This window comes from Desulfoprunum sp. (assembly GCF_053613775.1).
Genome location: NZ_JBSHXH010000004.1, coordinates 117,273 through 130,823, shown reverse-complemented (window position 1 = coordinate 130,823; position 13,551 = coordinate 117,273). Strand labels below are relative to the sequence as shown.

Genomic DNA, 13,551 nt, shown 5'->3' with positions numbered 1-13,551 from the left:
GATGGAGCGACGCCCATGCACCTGAAAATTCTCCTGCCCTTTGAAATCTTCGCCGAGCGATCGGCGGTGTCGCGGATCGTCGCCGAAACCCTCCAGGGTTCGCTGGGGATCCTGCCCCGCCGTCTCGACTGCGTCGCCGCCCTCGTTCCCGGCATCCTGCTCTTTGAAGACGGCGATGGCGGCGAGACCTACGTCGCCGTCGATGAAGGGGTCCTGGTGAAGAAGGGCAGCCAGGTCCTGGTGTCGGTGCGCAACGCCATCGGCGGAGACGATCTCGGCCTGCTGCGCGAGGCGATCGACCGGGAATTCCGCAACCTCGACGACGAAGCGCGAAGTGTCCGCCAGGTCCTGGCGAAGATGGAAAGCATGTTCATCCGCCGCTTCGTGAGGTACCAGCATGGATAAGCGATTCGACGACAAGGCCCGGCGCAACCATGCGGCCTTCAGCCGTCGGATCGACGACCAGGCGAAGCGCAAACTCAAGGCCCGGCGGCATGCGACCCGGACGATCTGGCATGGCCTGGGGATGATGGGGCTGGTCGGCTGGTCGGTGGCGATCCCGACGGTCCTCGGTATTGCGCTCGGGATCTGGATCGACCGGCACTTTCCCGGCCGCCACTCCTGGACCCTGATGCTGCTGCTGCTCGGCCTGGTCCTCGGTTGTCTCAATGCCTGGCACTGGGTGGCCAAGGAAGAGAAGAAAATCCGCCAGGACGAGGAGGACAACGATGACTGAGACAATGTATCTGCTGGCGGCCTTTGTCGGCGGGCTGCTGCTGGGCGGTTTGTTCTTCTATGGCCTGTGGTGGACGGTGCGCAAAGGGCTGGCCTCGCCGCGTCCGGCCCTGTGGTTCGTCGGCAGTTTTATCGTCCGGGCGGCCGTGGTGACCCTCGGTTTCTACGCCCTTGCCGGCGGCCGTTGGTCACGGCTGGCCGCCGCCCTCGTCGGTTTCATCCTGGCCCGCCTGGTGGCGGCGGGATTCGGTCGAGGGATGAAAAAAGACGCGGTGCCGCAGGAGGCCGGTCATGCAGCTGAGCCCCGATAACCAGATCTTCTGGCAGTACGGCTTCGTCAAGCTCAACGCCACCATCGTCTTCACCTGGCTGCTGATGGCCATCCTCGCCGGCGGCGCCAGACTCATCACCGCCCGGCTGTCGACGGGGTTGCGGCGGTCGCGCTGGCAGAATGTCCTCGAGATCATCGTCCTGGCCATGGAAAAACAGATCGCCGAGATCGGGATCGTCGAACCCCGCAGGTTTGTCGGCTTTATCGGCACCCTCTTTCTCTTCGTCGCCCTGGCCAGTCTCGCTACGATCGTCCCCGGGTACCGGCCCCCGACCGGCTCGCTGTCGACCACGGCGGCCCTCGCCCTCTGCGTCTTCGTGGCCGCGCCGGCCTACGGCATTCGCGATAATGGGCTGTTCGGCTATCTCCGGGGCTATACGGAGCCGACCGTCCTCATGCTGCCGTTCAATATCATCGGCGAGATCTCCCGGACCCTGGCCCTGGCGGTGCGGCTCTTCGGCAACATGATGAGCGGGGAGATGATCGTCGCCATCCTCCTCACCGTCACCCCCTATCTCTTTCCGATCGTCATGACCCTGTTCGGCCTCTTAACCGGGATGGTCCAGGCCTATATCTTCAGTGTCCTGGCGACGGTCTATATCGCCGCCGCCACCAGCGACCGGGGCTCGCGACCGGGACCCGGAGCACATCAATGAAAATCAGATCCATCACGACAAGGAGGATATATGGATAACCTGACCATCGTCGCCATCGTCTCGATCTTCACCGCCGGCCTGACCATGGCCATCGGCTCCATCGCCCCGGCCATAGGCGAAGGGCGGGCGGTGGCGACGGCCCTCAGTTCGCTGGCCCAGCAGCCCGACGCCTCGGCCACCATCACCCGGACCCTGTTCGTCGGCCTGGCGATGGTCGAGTCGACCGCCATCTACTGCCTCGTGGTGGCGATGATCCTGATCTTCGCCAACCCGTTCTGGAATCATCTCATCGCTCAGGCCGGGGGCCGGTGAGTCATGCTCATCGACTGGTTCACCGTCACCGCCCAGATCGTCAACTTTCTCATCCTGGTCTGGCTGCTGCGGCGTTTTCTCTATCGGCCCGTCCTCGACGCCATCGATGCCCGCGAACAACGCGTCGCCGCCGCGATGACCGAGGCCGAGGCCAACAAGGAGGCGGCGGAGCGGGAACGCGACGTCTTCCACCAGCGCAACGAGGAATTCGTCCGCCAGCGGGCCGCCCTCCTCCGGGAGGCGATCCGGGAGGTCAAGGCCGAGAGAGAGAACCTCTATGCGGCGGCGCGCCGGGAGGCCGAAGATTTCCGCACCCGGCAGCAGGAGGCGATGATCGATGACTGCAACACCCTGAAGGAGGAAATCCTGCGGCGGACCCGGGAAGAGGTGTTTGCGATAGCGCGGAAGGCGCTGGCCGATCTCGCCGGCGCGAACCTGGAACAGGCGATGGTCGACACCTTTCTCCGCCGCTGCCGGACCATGGAGGCGGGGGAACGATCCGAGCTGCAGGCCGTTTTGAAATCGCCGGTCGGCCCGGTCTGCATCCGCAGCACCTTCCCCCTGCCGGACCACCAGCGCCAGGCGATCGAGCGGGAGATAGGGGAGAACTTCAATTATGGCGGCCGGTTCTGCTACGAGTGCGGGCCCGACCTGGTCAGCGGGATCGCGGTGAGCATGGATGGGCATCAGGTGGCCTGGAATATCACCGATTATCTCCTTGCCCTCGAACAGGGCATCATCGACCTGCTGCTTGACCACCCTCCTGCCGATGGCCGGGAAGCAACGGCTGCGGCGACCGGGGGCGGCACCGTAATGGCGACACCGCCATCCTCCCAGGGGGCAGACCGCCATGGCTGATGCCCCTGCACAACCGGGGAGAGGACCTGGACCCGGAATGGTCGCCTGCCCGGTGTGCTCCGACGCCTCCCGCAGCGTCGTCACGGTTGCCGGCACCGGCTGCAACGACCTGGCCGATATCCTTGACCGCTCCTTTGCCGATATCGGCCGGGTGCGGGAGACCTTCCGGCCGCAGCTGTCCATCCGGGAAATCGGCGCCGTGCTGACGGTGTCGACGGGGATCGCCACGGTGTCGGGCCTGCCCGGCGTCGGCTCGGAGGAGCTGGTGCAATTCCCCGACGGGATCGCCGGCATCGCCTTCGACATCGCCGAAGAGGAGGTCGGCGTCGTCCTGCTCGGCGATCATGCGCGCCTGAAGGCCGGCGACCGGGTACTCCGCACCGGCCGGGTGATGGACGTGGCGGTCGGGATCGAGCTGCTCGGCAGGGTCATCAACCCCCTCGGCCAGCCGCTTGACGGCAACGGCCCGGTGCGCTGCCGCCAGCGCCTGCCGATCGAGCGGCCCTCCCCCGCCATCATGGACCGGGCCCCCGTCACCGAACCGCTCCAGACCGGGATCAAGGTGGTCGACGCCCTGGTCCCCATCGGCCGCGGCCAACGCGAGCTGATCCTCGGCGACCGCCAGACCGGCAAGACCGGCATCGCCATCGACACCCTCCTCAACCAGCGCGATTCCGGCGTGCTCTGTGTCTACTGCGCCATCGGCCAGCGGGCCGCCAGTGTCGCCAAGACCATCGCCATCCTCCGCGACCAGGGGGCGCTGCGCTATACCGTCTTCGTCGTCGCCGAGGGCAACGATCCGCCCGGCCTGGCCTATATCGCCCCCTATGCCGCGACCAGCATCGCCGAACACTTCATGGAGGCCGGCCGGGATGTCCTGATCGTCTATGACGACCTCACCCACCATGCCCGGGCCTATCGCGAGCTGTCGCTGCTGCTCCGCCGCCCGCCGGGCCGCGAGGCGTTTCCCGGCGACATCTTCTACATTCATTCCCGCCTGCTGGAACGGGCCACTCGCCTGCTCGACGACCTCGGCGGCGGTTCCCTCACCGCCCTGCCGATCATCGAAACCGAGGCCCAGAATATCGCCGCCTATATCCCCACCAACCTGATCTCGATCACCGACGGCCAGATCTTCCTGTCGCCGGCCCTGTTCGAACGCGGCGTCCTGCCCGCCGTCGATGTCGGCCAGTCGGTGTCCCGAGTCGGCGGCAAGGCCCAGCGCGCCGTCTACCGGAGTGTGGCCGGGGATCTCAAGCTGATCTACGCCCAGTTCGAGGAGCTCGAGACCTTTGCCCGCTTCGGCGCCAGGCTCGATGACGGGACCCGCCGGATCATCGACCACGGGCGGCGGATACGGGCCTGCCTGAAGCAGCCCGAATTCTCCCCCGTCGCGGTGCCGGCCCAGATCACCGTGCTGCTGGCCCTGACGGCCGGGCTGCTGGACCAGGTGCCGCTGGAACGGGTGGCGGAGGCCGAACAGGTGCTGCACCGGGCGGCGGCACAGATCCCGGAAGACGTGGGGCTGCGGCTGGCCCTCGCCGGGGAATTCGCCGCTGCCGACCGGGCGCTGATCATCGAGATCGCCCGCCGGGCGCTGGCGGATTTCCAGCCGGAACCCCGCTTTGCCATGCCTGCCGCCCGACAACGCCCGGAGGAACCGTGACCGACACCCTCGCCGGCCTCAAGCAGAAACAAAACGGCGCCCGGGACCTGCAGTCCGTCGTCCGGGCGATGAAGGCCCTGGCGGCCGCCAGTATCGGCCAGTATGAACGATCGGTCGGCGCCCTGGCGGCGTACGCCCACACCGTCGAGCTGGGCCTGAGCGTCTGCCTGCGGGACAGCCGGCCGGTGGGCGGAAGAAAATCCGCCGCCACCGACCGGATCGGGGCCATCGTCTTCGGTTCGGACCAGGGGTTGGTCGGGCGGTTCAACGAGGTGCTGGCCGAGTATGCCCTGCAGATCCTGGCGACCCTCCCCGGGGTCCCGCATCTGTGGGCGGTCGGTGAACGGATGCAGGCCCGCCTGCAGGAGCAGGGAACGTTGGTGCGCGGCTTCTTCCCGGTACCGAGCTCGGTCAAGGGCATCACCCCGCTGGTCGGACGGATCCTGATCGACAGCGGCGCCGCCGGGGACGACCGGGACCTGGACGAGGTCTATCTGTTTTACAATCGTCCCCGCGAAGGGGTGGTCTACACCCCGGTCAGCCAGCGCTTGCTGCCCCTCGACGAGACCTGGCGGCGGCAGCTGGCCGATTCTCCCTGGCCGACGCGACAACTGCCGGAGGTGATCGGCGGCGGGCCGCCAACCCTGCGGATGCTTATCCGCGAGTTCCTCTTCGTGTCGCTGTTCCGGGCCTGCGCCGAATCGCTGGCCAGTGAAAATGCCAGCCGTCTGGCGGCGATGCAGCGCGCCGACACCAATATCGAGGAACTGCTGGAGGATCTGACCGGCCGGTTGCACCAACTGCGGCAGAGCACCATCGACGAAGAGCTGTTCGATGTCGTCTCCGGCTTCGAAGCGTTGACGAATCACCGCAGAGGAGGTGGGCCGACTTGACAATCGCCGATTCCGCCACATTTTGTCCAGGACTCGTGCGCCACTAACCTTCGCCCGCCCGAGGATGTCGCCACCCTCCTCCCAACCACCACGACGGGCCTCATTCCCGTCATACCTGCATGGAGCTGACACATGTTCGACTGGATCCTGATGCCGGAGGCGTGGATCGCCCTGGCAACGCTGCTGGCGCTCGAGATCGTTCTCGGTATCGACAACATCATTTTCATCACCATCCTGGTGGGCAAACTGCCGGAGGGCCAGCGGGACAAGGCCAGGACCCTGGGAATCGGCTTCGCCATGCTCTCCCGCCTCGCCCTGCTGTTCAGTCTCGCCTGGATCATCGGTCTGGTCGAGCCCTGGTTCACCGTGCTCGGCCAGGAAATATCCGGCCGCGACGTTGTGCTGGTCGGCGGCGGGCTGTTCCTCCTCGCCAAGGCGACCCATGAAATCCACACCAGCCTCGAAGACGGCAGCGGGGCCGAAAAACAGCAACAAGCGTACGGCTTCGCCGCCACCATCGTTCAGATCGCCCTGCTCGACATCGTGTTCTCCCTCGACTCGGTCATCACCGCGGTCGGCCTGGTCGAACACCTGGCGGTCATGGTGATCGCCATCGTCGGCGCGGTGGTGGTCATGCTGTTCGCCGCGAAACCGATCGGGACCTTCGTCGATGCCCACCCGACCATCAAGATGCTCGCCCTCTCCTTCCTGATGCTGATCGGCTTCACCCTGGTCGCCGAAGGCTTCGATATCCATGTCCCCAAGGGCTACATCTACTTCGCCATGGCCTTCTCGATCACGGTCGAACTGTTGAATATCAAGGTCCGCCGCAGCCAGGTGCATACGCATGTCCAACTGAACAAGAAGATCGAGAAATAAATCAATGCCCCTCAGATGTGATCAACAACCGTCAGATGTGATCCGTTCACTATGATTGTCGGCCATCCGCTCCCGGAGAAATCTGCCGAGGGGCCGATCCTCCCTGTCGATGTGCTGCAGCAGCCAATCCCTGACCAGCTTGACCATGAACAGTTTCCCCTGCTGGGCCAGTTGTTCGCCGAAATCGGCTATTTCCACCAGCAGGTAGTCGTGGGAGGCGTTGTGGGTGGCCCGTTCCGGATAGTCGAACCGCTCCATCAGCTCCCGCTCGGTGTTGAAATGGGAGGTGGTGCAATCGATCAGCTCATTCAGCAGCCGGCTGGTCCGGTCGTCCCCGGCGTCGGTGCGCACGGCATCGATGAGCAGGTTGACCAGCTCCGTCATCTTCCGATGCTGTTCGTCCAGTTCTCCGATGCCGAGCAGATAGGCCTCGCCCAGCACGATCCGGTCATCGTCGGCGGATGCTGCAGACGGCGCGCTCTGAGAGAACTGGTAGCGGTTTCTGCCTGATTTCTTGGACTGGTACATCGCGTTGTCAGCCGCCTCGAGCAGTTCGTCCATCTCCCTGCCGTTGCCCGGATACATGCTGATGCCGATACTGGCCCCGACCCGGCATGTCCGGCCCTCGGCCAGAGAGATCGGGGCTTCGAGCGTAGCCAGCAGCTTGTCGGCAACAGGTCCCACCTGGGCGGTTTCGGTGATGTCGGCGAGAACGACAATGAACTCATCCCCCCCGATCCGGGCCACCGTATCCGACGCCCGCACCGCCGATTGAAATCGTCCGGCCACGGTCTTGAGGACGATATCACCGCCCTCATGACCGTATCGATCGTTGATCTCCTTGAAGCCGTCAAGATCGATGAACAGGGTCGCCACCCGGGTGTGGTTGCGGCCGGCGGCGGAGAGTGAATGGGACAGCCGGCCGAAGAGGAGCGACCGGTTGGCCAACCCCGTCAGACGGTCATGATAGGCCAGGTACTTCAACCGCAGTTCCGCCTCCTTACGCTCGCTGACGTCACGGGCGGAGGCGAAGATCAGGTCGCCTCGGGCCGCCGATCGCCATTCAATATGGCGATACGAACCATCCCGATGCCGGAAGCGGTTGACGAACCCGATCACGTCCTTCCCCGCCGCCAGGTCGGACATCGCCGCCAGCGTCGGCTCGACATCCTCCGGGTGCAGATAGCCGATAAAAGGCGTCCCTTCCATTTCGGCAAGCGGATAGCCGAGCACCTTCTCCCAGGAGGGGTTGAGCTGGCGGAAATCGCCGCCGAGATCGGCGATGCACAGCAGATCGGGGGTGATGGCAAAGAAATTTTCGAGAATCTCACGGGCCTCGAACAGCCTCGCTTCCGCCATTTCCATATATTGCCGTCGCTTGCGGATGACAAGGACGCCGGAACCGCCCACGACGACGAGCAACAGATACAGGCCGCCATACACCAGCACATTGTGCCGCCATTCCGGGAAGACCGCATGAAGATCGCGGCTCACGACGATGGTCAGGCAGTTGTCCATCCTGAGCCGGGCCGGGTGAATAGTGCGAATCCCGACCAGACGCTGCAGTCCGGCGGGATCGGTGGTCGTTCTGAAGACCTCGCCCTCCGCACCGGTGCCTGCCGCCCGGGCGATGATGTCAGCGGCGACGACGGGCGTGCTGCCGCGGTCAAGGACTCCTCCCGACTCGATCACGAACAGGCCCCCATCCTCATGGACCAGGGCCGACCAGGCATCGGGGGCATACAGCACGGTGTTCAATACGACCCTGAAGGTCGCCGGATTGAGGGAGGCGGCGACCACGCCGGCGAATTGCCCCTGGTCATCGATGATCGCCCGGGACAGGTTCATCGTCCATGCCCCGAGGGAGGTCGTGAACGGAGAACTGACATAGAGGGTGTCAGGGTGCGGATTTTTTTTCACCGTCTGGAAAAAATCCCGCTGGAGAAAGGACTTGCCGACGATGTCCCTCTGGTTTGAGGCGACCACCAGCCCCGAATCGTCGAGGATGGCGATCGTGCGCAGGCTGGTCATGGCCTCGACCAGGTTTTCGAGCCGCCTGCCGGTCGCCGGGATCGAACCGCGGTCGCTGTGCCAATCCGGCCCCAGATCCTGCCGGACCCTCGACAGCGTGTTGCCGATCGCCTCCAGCTGCAGGGCGACCAGGTCATCGATCACCCTGGCCTGGGTCGACAGGCGCTGCCGTTCCCGAGCCTCTATCTGCGAATAGTCGTAATAGGCGAAGGAGCCGTGCCATAGCCCGAGGATTGTCATGCTCAGGCCGAATATCAGCCATTCCCGGGAAAAACGGGCCTGAGGCCTGGTGGTCGAGTTCATGCCGTATCCGTCTCCATCAGTCCCTCACGCACCATCCAGTCCCACCGCCGACGGCCGGCGGACCACGGCGTACCTCATCCCGACCTGTTCAATTCCACGAGACAGGCCGGCAACTCATCCTGGTTCCGAATTCTGAGGAGAGTATGCGAATTGGCGGGGGAAGTCAAACAACCGTCGCCAACCCTGGCGGGAAACTTTGTCCATGATGCCGTCTGCCGCCGAGATGACCTGCCCAGGGGCACCAACCGGCGACTGCTGCTGCGCCTCGCCCCGCTGACCGGTCCCCATTCGAGCGATTACGGCGAGAAGCACAACAGCGGCAGACTGGGAGGTGCGGATCAGCTATTTTTGCTGAGATCGCCGCCTGGCGGTACGGAGAAGCGGCCATACGCCGGCGCTCAGGGTCCGAATTCCTTTGTTCCGATTGACGGAGAGCGAGAGGCACATTACAAAGAAGTGATGCGGGCCTGTGGTCCCTGGCTGCCAATGCCTGGGCGGCCGCGACACAACCGCGTTCTCTTCTCCGCTCCGAGGCCCACGCCGCTTGCGGTTTAACTGAAGATTCCCGGCCGCACGCCGGCTGGAAAGGGGAATACCATGAGATTACACGGCAGGATCGCTCTCATCCCCGGGGCCTCGCGGCCGATCGGGCGGGCCATCGCCCGACGCTTCGGCGAGGAAGGGGCCACACTGGTCCTCCCTGTCCATGACTGGCCGGAGTCCACCCGGGAGATGACGGAGGAGTTTGAGGGGCGGGGCTTTGCCTTCGTGACCATGCCGGTCGACCTGCGCGCCGGGGAGGCGGTGGCGGCCCTGGCGGCGACCATCGAGGGAAGGTTCGGCCGGCTCGATGTTCTCGTCAACAACATCGAGCGCGGCGGCATGCCGGTGGTCCACGGCAGTTACGATCAGCCCCACAACCGCGGCCAGTGGGAACTCGAGATCGCGACGACGCTGACCGCCAAGTGGCTGCTCTACCACCATTGCCTGCCCCTGCTGCGGAGGAGCGGCGAGGCGGCGATCGTCAACGTCAGCTCGATCGCCGCCATGACCGGCCGCAGCGGCCCGGCCGCCCTGGTGTTCAACGACGGCTACAGCGCCGCCAACCGGGCGGTGTCATCGTTTACCGAGACCTGGGCGCGGGAGGCCGGACCGGCAGTGCGGGTCAACGAGGTGATGCTCGGCCTGATCGACGGCCGCCACGGCGAGCAGACCCGCGGCTGGGGGGCGCTGTCGCCGCAACAGCGGGAGGAGCTGCGGCGGCACACGCTTCTCGGCCGGACCGGCTTGCCGGAGGAGGTCGCGACGGCCGTGCTGTTTGTCGCCGTCGACGCCACCTACATGACAGGGGCGGTGCTGCGGCTGGATGGCGGTTTTGTCCTCGGCGGCGACCGGGTACCGAAGATGCCGCCGGGCATCCTCTGAGCGGCGGCCTACCGGATCGCCTTTATCCCGCCGGTCAGCTTGACAAGCCGGGCCCGTTCGGCCGCGGTGAAGGTATCGAGGCGACAGACGGCGTCGACGCAGCCAAGCGCGGCCAGCAGACGCTGATCGGAATCGCCCTGTACCCCTGCCGTCACGGCGACAACCAGGAAATCCCCCTGCCGCCGCGCCTCCTCCAGGGACTGGAGCATCGCCGTGTCGACCGGTCCGGCAACCTCGCGGCAGACCAGGCGCTGCCCCACCCGCCACCTCACCGCCAGCAGGTCGAGACAGGATGCCGCCGACGGCAGGATCTTCCCGGCGTCGTTGAACGGGTACGAAGCAATGGCAAAGGAGTGGAATCGGGAACGATATTCCTCCCGCGTGCTCCAATCGGGCCGGACCACCACCGCCTGCGGCCCGTCGCCGGCCTCGGCCAGGACCTGCCCCCGGGGATCGATGACCGTCGAACAGCCGCCCAGGTTCACCCCATCCACCATGCCCCAGCCGTTGCCGGCGACGACAAAGGTCTGATTCTCGAGCGCCCTGACCTTGAGCATCGCCCGCCAGTGATCGATCCGCGCCTGTGGCCACTCCGCCGAACAGAGCAGCAGGTCGGCGCCCTGCTGGCACTGCAGCCGCGCCAGCTCCGGAAAGCGCAGGTCGTAGCAGACCAGACAGCCGATTCGCCCCAGCGGCGTCGTTACCAGGTAAGGCTCGATGCCGGGGATAAAGGCCCGGCCCTCACCGCCGTAGTAGAAGACCTGCTGTTTCCGGTAGCAGCCCAGGACACCGTCGGCCCCGCTGACATACAGCGTATTGTAGAACAGCTCGCCCTTGTTCTCTTCCGCCCGTTCCGGCAGCGAGCCGGCGAAGATGCAGTTGTGGCGTCCGGCCAGGGCGGCCAGTTCCTCCAGCATCGCCGGGGTCTCGGCGGCCATAGCGTCAAACCGGTCATAGGCAAAGCCCGAGGCCCACAACTCCGGCAGGACAACGAGGCTCCGGTCGAGGCCATCGACCGACTCCAGGGCGCGAGCGATCTGCTGGAGATTGCGCTCCGGTTCGCCCAGTTGGATTTGGTACTGGACAAAACCGAGCCCGGCAAAGAGGTCGTCTTCGAGTTCCATCATCTTCACTCCTCCGAGGCGGGACCTGCCGTGATCGGTCCCGCCGGTTCCATTGTGACCGCGAGGCTATTCCTCTCGCGGCCGCCCCTGTCGAACGAGGTCGGCGACGGTGCAGGTGAGGAAGCCATCCCCGGTGTAGACCTTGAAGCGATGCCGATCCTGCTTGAGAAAGTCACATTCCTTCCCCTCCATCCTGTCGCCGAGCAGCAGGAGACCGCGGACGGCCAGCCCCCGGACGTCCCCATCCGGCGATTGGAGATACGGCCGGAGATCACCGGCTATTCCCATCGGCGCCAAAGTCTGCCGATAGCGGGGAATGAGCCGGCCGATCCCCCACAACAGGCCCCGCTGCAGCATCGGCAGTTCGATGAAGTTGCCGTCCTGGAAGGCCTCCGGACCATCTTCCCGCATGTAGGAGACGAGCATGTGGAGGTGCTCCTCGGCAAGGGGCCGGCAATGGTACATGATCTCGGCCATCGCCTCCGGCGCCCCCCAGCCGATCCCGCCCGATTCATCGTTGAGACTCCAGAGGAACCGCCGCATGACGATGCGGGCGGATTCCAGGTCCTGCCCGGCCATCCGATCGACGGTGGTGCCGAAGACGCTGACGGCATGCCAGCGCACCAGTTCGTCCCGATGGCAGAGGGCGGAGAACAGGGGGGCGATCAGGTCGCGGGCGGATAGTGATGCGGTCGTTTCAAGGATGGCGGCCAGATCGGGCCGACCAAGCAACAACAGGATCTGGTTTTTTATCTCCCGCCGTCCCATCGTGTGCCACTCCCCCGGTCAGTCTTCGCGGCCCTCGAGATCGTCGAGACGTTTCATCCCCTGCATCAGCAAGGCCATGAAACCGCCCAGGACGTCCCGTTCCATATCGGCGGGTTTCAGGCCATTGATGAATTTGAACCGTCCCTCGGACCGGCCGAGGATCTGAAAAAAGGCGTCCGGGCCGGTACTGCCATTGAACTCGGCATGGATGATCTCGCCTTCACGAAAATCGATACAGGCCCGTGTTGTCCCGAACTCCAGCTTCAGTCTACCCGTCTTCAGATTGGCATTGATCATCTGGCAGAGTTCGACCACCGAGATATCGTCAAACTGTCCGACCATCCCGGAAGACAGCTCTTCGGCCCGCTGCAGGTTGATCCTGGTGATCCGGCTGACCAGCAGCTTGTAGAAATAGTCCTGGAGGACGGGAAATTTCGTCAGAATGTGACGGAAATCCTTGGACTTCAGCGTCGCGATGTGGCAGGGCTCGGTCGCCACGATGGTGGTCATCGCCGCCTCCCCCGAGAGCAGGCTCATCTCGCCTAAGACATCGCCCTGCGTCAGCTCGGCAAGAGTGACGCCGTCGTCATCGAGGATCTCGACCCGTCCCGAGATGATGATATAGAGCAGGGTGCCCGGCTCCCCCTTTTGAACGATCGGAAAGCCGCTGGGATACGGGGAGAAGGTGAACAGCGTGGCGATGTCCAGGAGATTGTCGTAGGTCAGCGGTGCGAAGATCTCAATGGGCCGGAGCAGATCGGCGAACTGGACGATCCCCCTGGTCTTTTCCTTGCGATCCCTCGCCGCCAGCATTTTCATCTGCAGCGTGGCATACCCCTTGTCTCTCTTGAACTCGAAGGAGATGAGACCGGTACACCCGCCGCATTCGAATCGGAACCTCTCGATCTCCCCCCGGCGATAGCGTTCATAGGGGACATCCTCGGTGACGATGACGATCAGGTCTCTGGTCAGGGTAAGACAGGTCGGTTTGCCCACCGGCAGGGTAAGGATCCCCTTATTGACCCTGAGTTCCTCGCCGGCATTGTAGATCGGACAGCGCTTCTCTTCGGTGATGATAAAGACACCATTGCGGTACTGCATCCGTCCTCACTTCAATCCGATCTGCCGAAGAACAGATAGATGACGAATCCGAGGATGACCGCCCCGCCAAAGGCCACCGGCAGTATCTTGGAGATCTGCAGTTCACCATCGACGATCAGGGATTTCATGTATTCGGTGCCGGACACCCACCAGACCGCAAGCAGAATGGTGATGATGATCAGGTCCTTCCAGCTCTGTCGGTAGACCAGATAGGCCATCAGGATGCAGAACGGCACCAGGAACCAGGGATTGGTGAACAAACCGACATAATCGACCTCGGTGACCTGCTCGATCAGATGGGTCGAATCGAACCACTCCACAATTTTATTCCACATTTCGCTCACATGGGAAAAAGGATATACTTGTTTCGTCTTCCGTTGCTGCCACCAGCAACCTCACCGGATCATCATGGATGACAATTGCGGAATGATACACTGCTGGAATGAAAGAGCAATTCCTTTCTCATCCC

The 13,551-nt window shown here is 64.3% G+C and carries 15 protein-coding genes; 10 read left to right on the top strand and 5 right to left on the bottom strand.

What is annotated here, in order from left to right; genetic code table 11:
* The first annotated feature begins 15 nt into the window (after positions 1–15).
* From ACWGKN_RS04700 to ACWGKN_RS04660, 9 genes are all read left to right on the top strand, one after another.
* Positions 16–405 carry a F0F1 ATP synthase subunit epsilon gene (locus ACWGKN_RS04700; RefSeq protein WP_035226129.1) on the top strand — a complete coding sequence of 130 codons (390 nt, stop codon included), beginning with the start codon at positions 16–18 and terminating at the stop codon, positions 403–405.
* Positions 398–736 (top strand): AtpZ/AtpI family protein, encoded by a 339-nt coding sequence (locus ACWGKN_RS04695; RefSeq protein WP_035226131.1) that lies wholly within the window; start codon positions 398–400, stop codon positions 734–736. Before ACWGKN_RS04700 ends, ACWGKN_RS04695 begins: the two co-directional genes overlap by 8 nt.
* Positions 729–1,046 carry an N-ATPase subunit AtpR gene (locus ACWGKN_RS04690; RefSeq protein WP_035226289.1) on the top strand — a complete coding sequence of 106 codons (318 nt, stop codon included), beginning with the start codon at positions 729–731 and terminating at the stop codon, positions 1,044–1,046. The genes ACWGKN_RS04695 and ACWGKN_RS04690 overlap by 8 nt, the downstream gene beginning before the upstream one ends.
* Positions 1,027–1,722: a F0F1 ATP synthase subunit A gene (locus ACWGKN_RS04685; RefSeq protein WP_035226134.1), complete on the top strand. Its 696-nt coding sequence runs from the start codon at positions 1,027–1,029 to the stop codon at positions 1,720–1,722. The genes ACWGKN_RS04690 and ACWGKN_RS04685 overlap by 20 nt, the downstream gene beginning before the upstream one ends.
* Before the next feature lie 30 nt (positions 1,723–1,752).
* Positions 1,753–2,034 carry a F0F1 ATP synthase subunit C gene (locus ACWGKN_RS04680; RefSeq protein WP_035226138.1) on the top strand — a complete coding sequence of 94 codons (282 nt, stop codon included), beginning with the start codon at positions 1,753–1,755 and terminating at the stop codon, positions 2,032–2,034.
* A gap of 3 nt (positions 2,035–2,037) precedes the next feature.
* A complete protein-coding gene (locus ACWGKN_RS04675) occupies positions 2,038–2,892 on the top strand; it encodes a F0F1 ATP synthase subunit B family protein (protein WP_052159604.1) in 855 nt (284 codons plus the stop codon).
* Positions 2,885–4,558, top strand: a complete 1,674-nt coding sequence (locus ACWGKN_RS04670; protein WP_452094777.1) for an alternate F1F0 ATPase, F1 subunit alpha — start codon at positions 2,885–2,887, stop codon at positions 4,556–4,558. Before ACWGKN_RS04675 ends, ACWGKN_RS04670 begins: the two co-directional genes overlap by 8 nt.
* Positions 4,555–5,451, top strand: a complete 897-nt coding sequence (locus ACWGKN_RS04665; RefSeq protein ID WP_452094776.1) for a F0F1 ATP synthase subunit gamma — start codon at positions 4,555–4,557, stop codon at positions 5,449–5,451. Before ACWGKN_RS04670 ends, ACWGKN_RS04665 begins: the two co-directional genes overlap by 4 nt.
* A 132-nt stretch (positions 5,452–5,583) precedes the next feature.
* Complete coding sequence (locus ACWGKN_RS04660; protein WP_424252884.1) at positions 5,584–6,330, top strand: TerC family protein; 747 nt, start codon at positions 5,584–5,586, stop codon at positions 6,328–6,330.
* Positions 6,331–6,351: 21 nt separating this feature from the next.
* Here the strand turns inward: ACWGKN_RS04660 and ACWGKN_RS04655 are convergent, their stop codons facing one another.
* Positions 6,352–8,664 carry a bacteriohemerythrin gene (locus tag ACWGKN_RS04655; protein ID WP_052159605.1) on the bottom strand — a complete coding sequence of 771 codons (2,313 nt, stop codon included), beginning with the start codon at positions 8,662–8,664 and terminating at the stop codon, positions 6,352–6,354.
* 597 nt (positions 8,665–9,261) lie between these two features.
* Here ACWGKN_RS04655 and ACWGKN_RS04650 point away from each other — a divergent pair.
* On the top strand, positions 9,262–10,089 hold the full coding sequence (locus ACWGKN_RS04650) for an SDR family NAD(P)-dependent oxidoreductase (protein WP_424252880.1): 828 nt from the start codon (positions 9,262–9,264) through the stop codon (positions 10,087–10,089).
* Between the two features lie 8 nt (positions 10,090–10,097).
* On the opposite strand, the gene ACWGKN_RS04645 is transcribed toward ACWGKN_RS04650, so the two are convergent.
* The 4 genes from ACWGKN_RS04645 to ACWGKN_RS04630 form a co-directional block, all read right to left on the bottom strand.
* The gene (locus tag ACWGKN_RS04645) at positions 10,098–11,216 is read right to left on the bottom strand and encodes a nitrilase-related carbon-nitrogen hydrolase (protein ID WP_452094775.1); all 1,119 of its coding nucleotides are present in this window, start codon (positions 11,214–11,216) and stop codon (positions 10,098–10,100) included.
* A 63-nt stretch (positions 11,217–11,279) separates the two neighbouring features.
* Complete coding sequence (locus tag ACWGKN_RS04640) at positions 11,280–11,981, bottom strand: DVU0298 family protein (RefSeq protein ID WP_052159607.1); 702 nt, start codon at positions 11,979–11,981, stop codon at positions 11,280–11,282.
* Between the two features lie 18 nt (positions 11,982–11,999).
* On the bottom strand, positions 12,000–13,082 hold the full coding sequence (locus ACWGKN_RS04635; protein ID WP_035226148.1) for a cyclic nucleotide-binding domain-containing protein: 1,083 nt from the start codon (positions 13,080–13,082) through the stop codon (positions 12,000–12,002).
* An 11-nt stretch (positions 13,083–13,093) separates the two neighbouring features.
* Positions 13,094–13,417: a hypothetical protein gene (locus tag ACWGKN_RS04630; RefSeq protein ID WP_452094774.1), complete on the bottom strand. Its 324-nt coding sequence runs from the start codon at positions 13,415–13,417 to the stop codon at positions 13,094–13,096.
* Between the last annotated feature and the right edge of the window lie 134 nt (positions 13,418–13,551).

Excerpts from the sequence above, each read along its gene's own strand:
- ACWGKN_RS04670 (WP_452094777.1), top strand. The coding sequence starts at position 2,885 with ATGGCTGATGCCCCTGCACAACCGGGGAGAGGACCTGGACCCGGAATG.
- ACWGKN_RS04650 (WP_424252880.1), top strand. The coding sequence starts at position 9,262 with ATGAGATTACACGGCAGGATCGCTCTCATCCCCGGGGCCTCGCGGCCG.
- ACWGKN_RS04700 (WP_035226129.1), top strand. The coding sequence starts at position 16 with ATGCACCTGAAAATTCTCCTGCCCTTTGAAATCTTCGCCGAGCGATCG.
- ACWGKN_RS04640 (WP_052159607.1), bottom strand. The coding sequence starts at position 11,981 with ATGGGACGGCGGGAGATAAAAAACCAGATCCTGTTGTTGCTTGGTCGG.
- ACWGKN_RS04635 (WP_035226148.1), bottom strand. The coding sequence starts at position 13,082 with ATGCAGTACCGCAATGGTGTCTTTATCATCACCGAAGAGAAGCGCTGT.
- ACWGKN_RS04680 (WP_035226138.1), top strand. The coding sequence starts at position 1,753 with ATGGATAACCTGACCATCGTCGCCATCGTCTCGATCTTCACCGCCGGC.
- ACWGKN_RS04660 (WP_424252884.1), top strand. The coding sequence starts at position 5,584 with ATGTTCGACTGGATCCTGATGCCGGAGGCGTGGATCGCCCTGGCAACG.
- ACWGKN_RS04655 (WP_052159605.1), bottom strand. The coding sequence starts at position 8,664 with ATGAACTCGACCACCAGGCCTCAGGCCCGTTTTTCCCGGGAATGGCTG.
- ACWGKN_RS04675 (WP_052159604.1), top strand. The coding sequence starts at position 2,038 with ATGCTCATCGACTGGTTCACCGTCACCGCCCAGATCGTCAACTTTCTC.
- ACWGKN_RS04690 (WP_035226289.1), top strand. The coding sequence starts at position 729 with ATGACTGAGACAATGTATCTGCTGGCGGCCTTTGTCGGCGGGCTGCTG.
- ACWGKN_RS04695 (WP_035226131.1), top strand. The coding sequence starts at position 398 with ATGGATAAGCGATTCGACGACAAGGCCCGGCGCAACCATGCGGCCTTC.
- ACWGKN_RS04645 (WP_452094775.1), bottom strand. The coding sequence starts at position 11,216 with ATGATGGAACTCGAAGACGACCTCTTTGCCGGGCTCGGTTTTGTCCAG.
- ACWGKN_RS04685 (WP_035226134.1), top strand. The coding sequence starts at position 1,027 with ATGCAGCTGAGCCCCGATAACCAGATCTTCTGGCAGTACGGCTTCGTC.
- ACWGKN_RS04630 (WP_452094774.1), bottom strand. The coding sequence starts at position 13,417 with ATGTGGAATAAAATTGTGGAGTGGTTCGATTCGACCCATCTGATCGAG.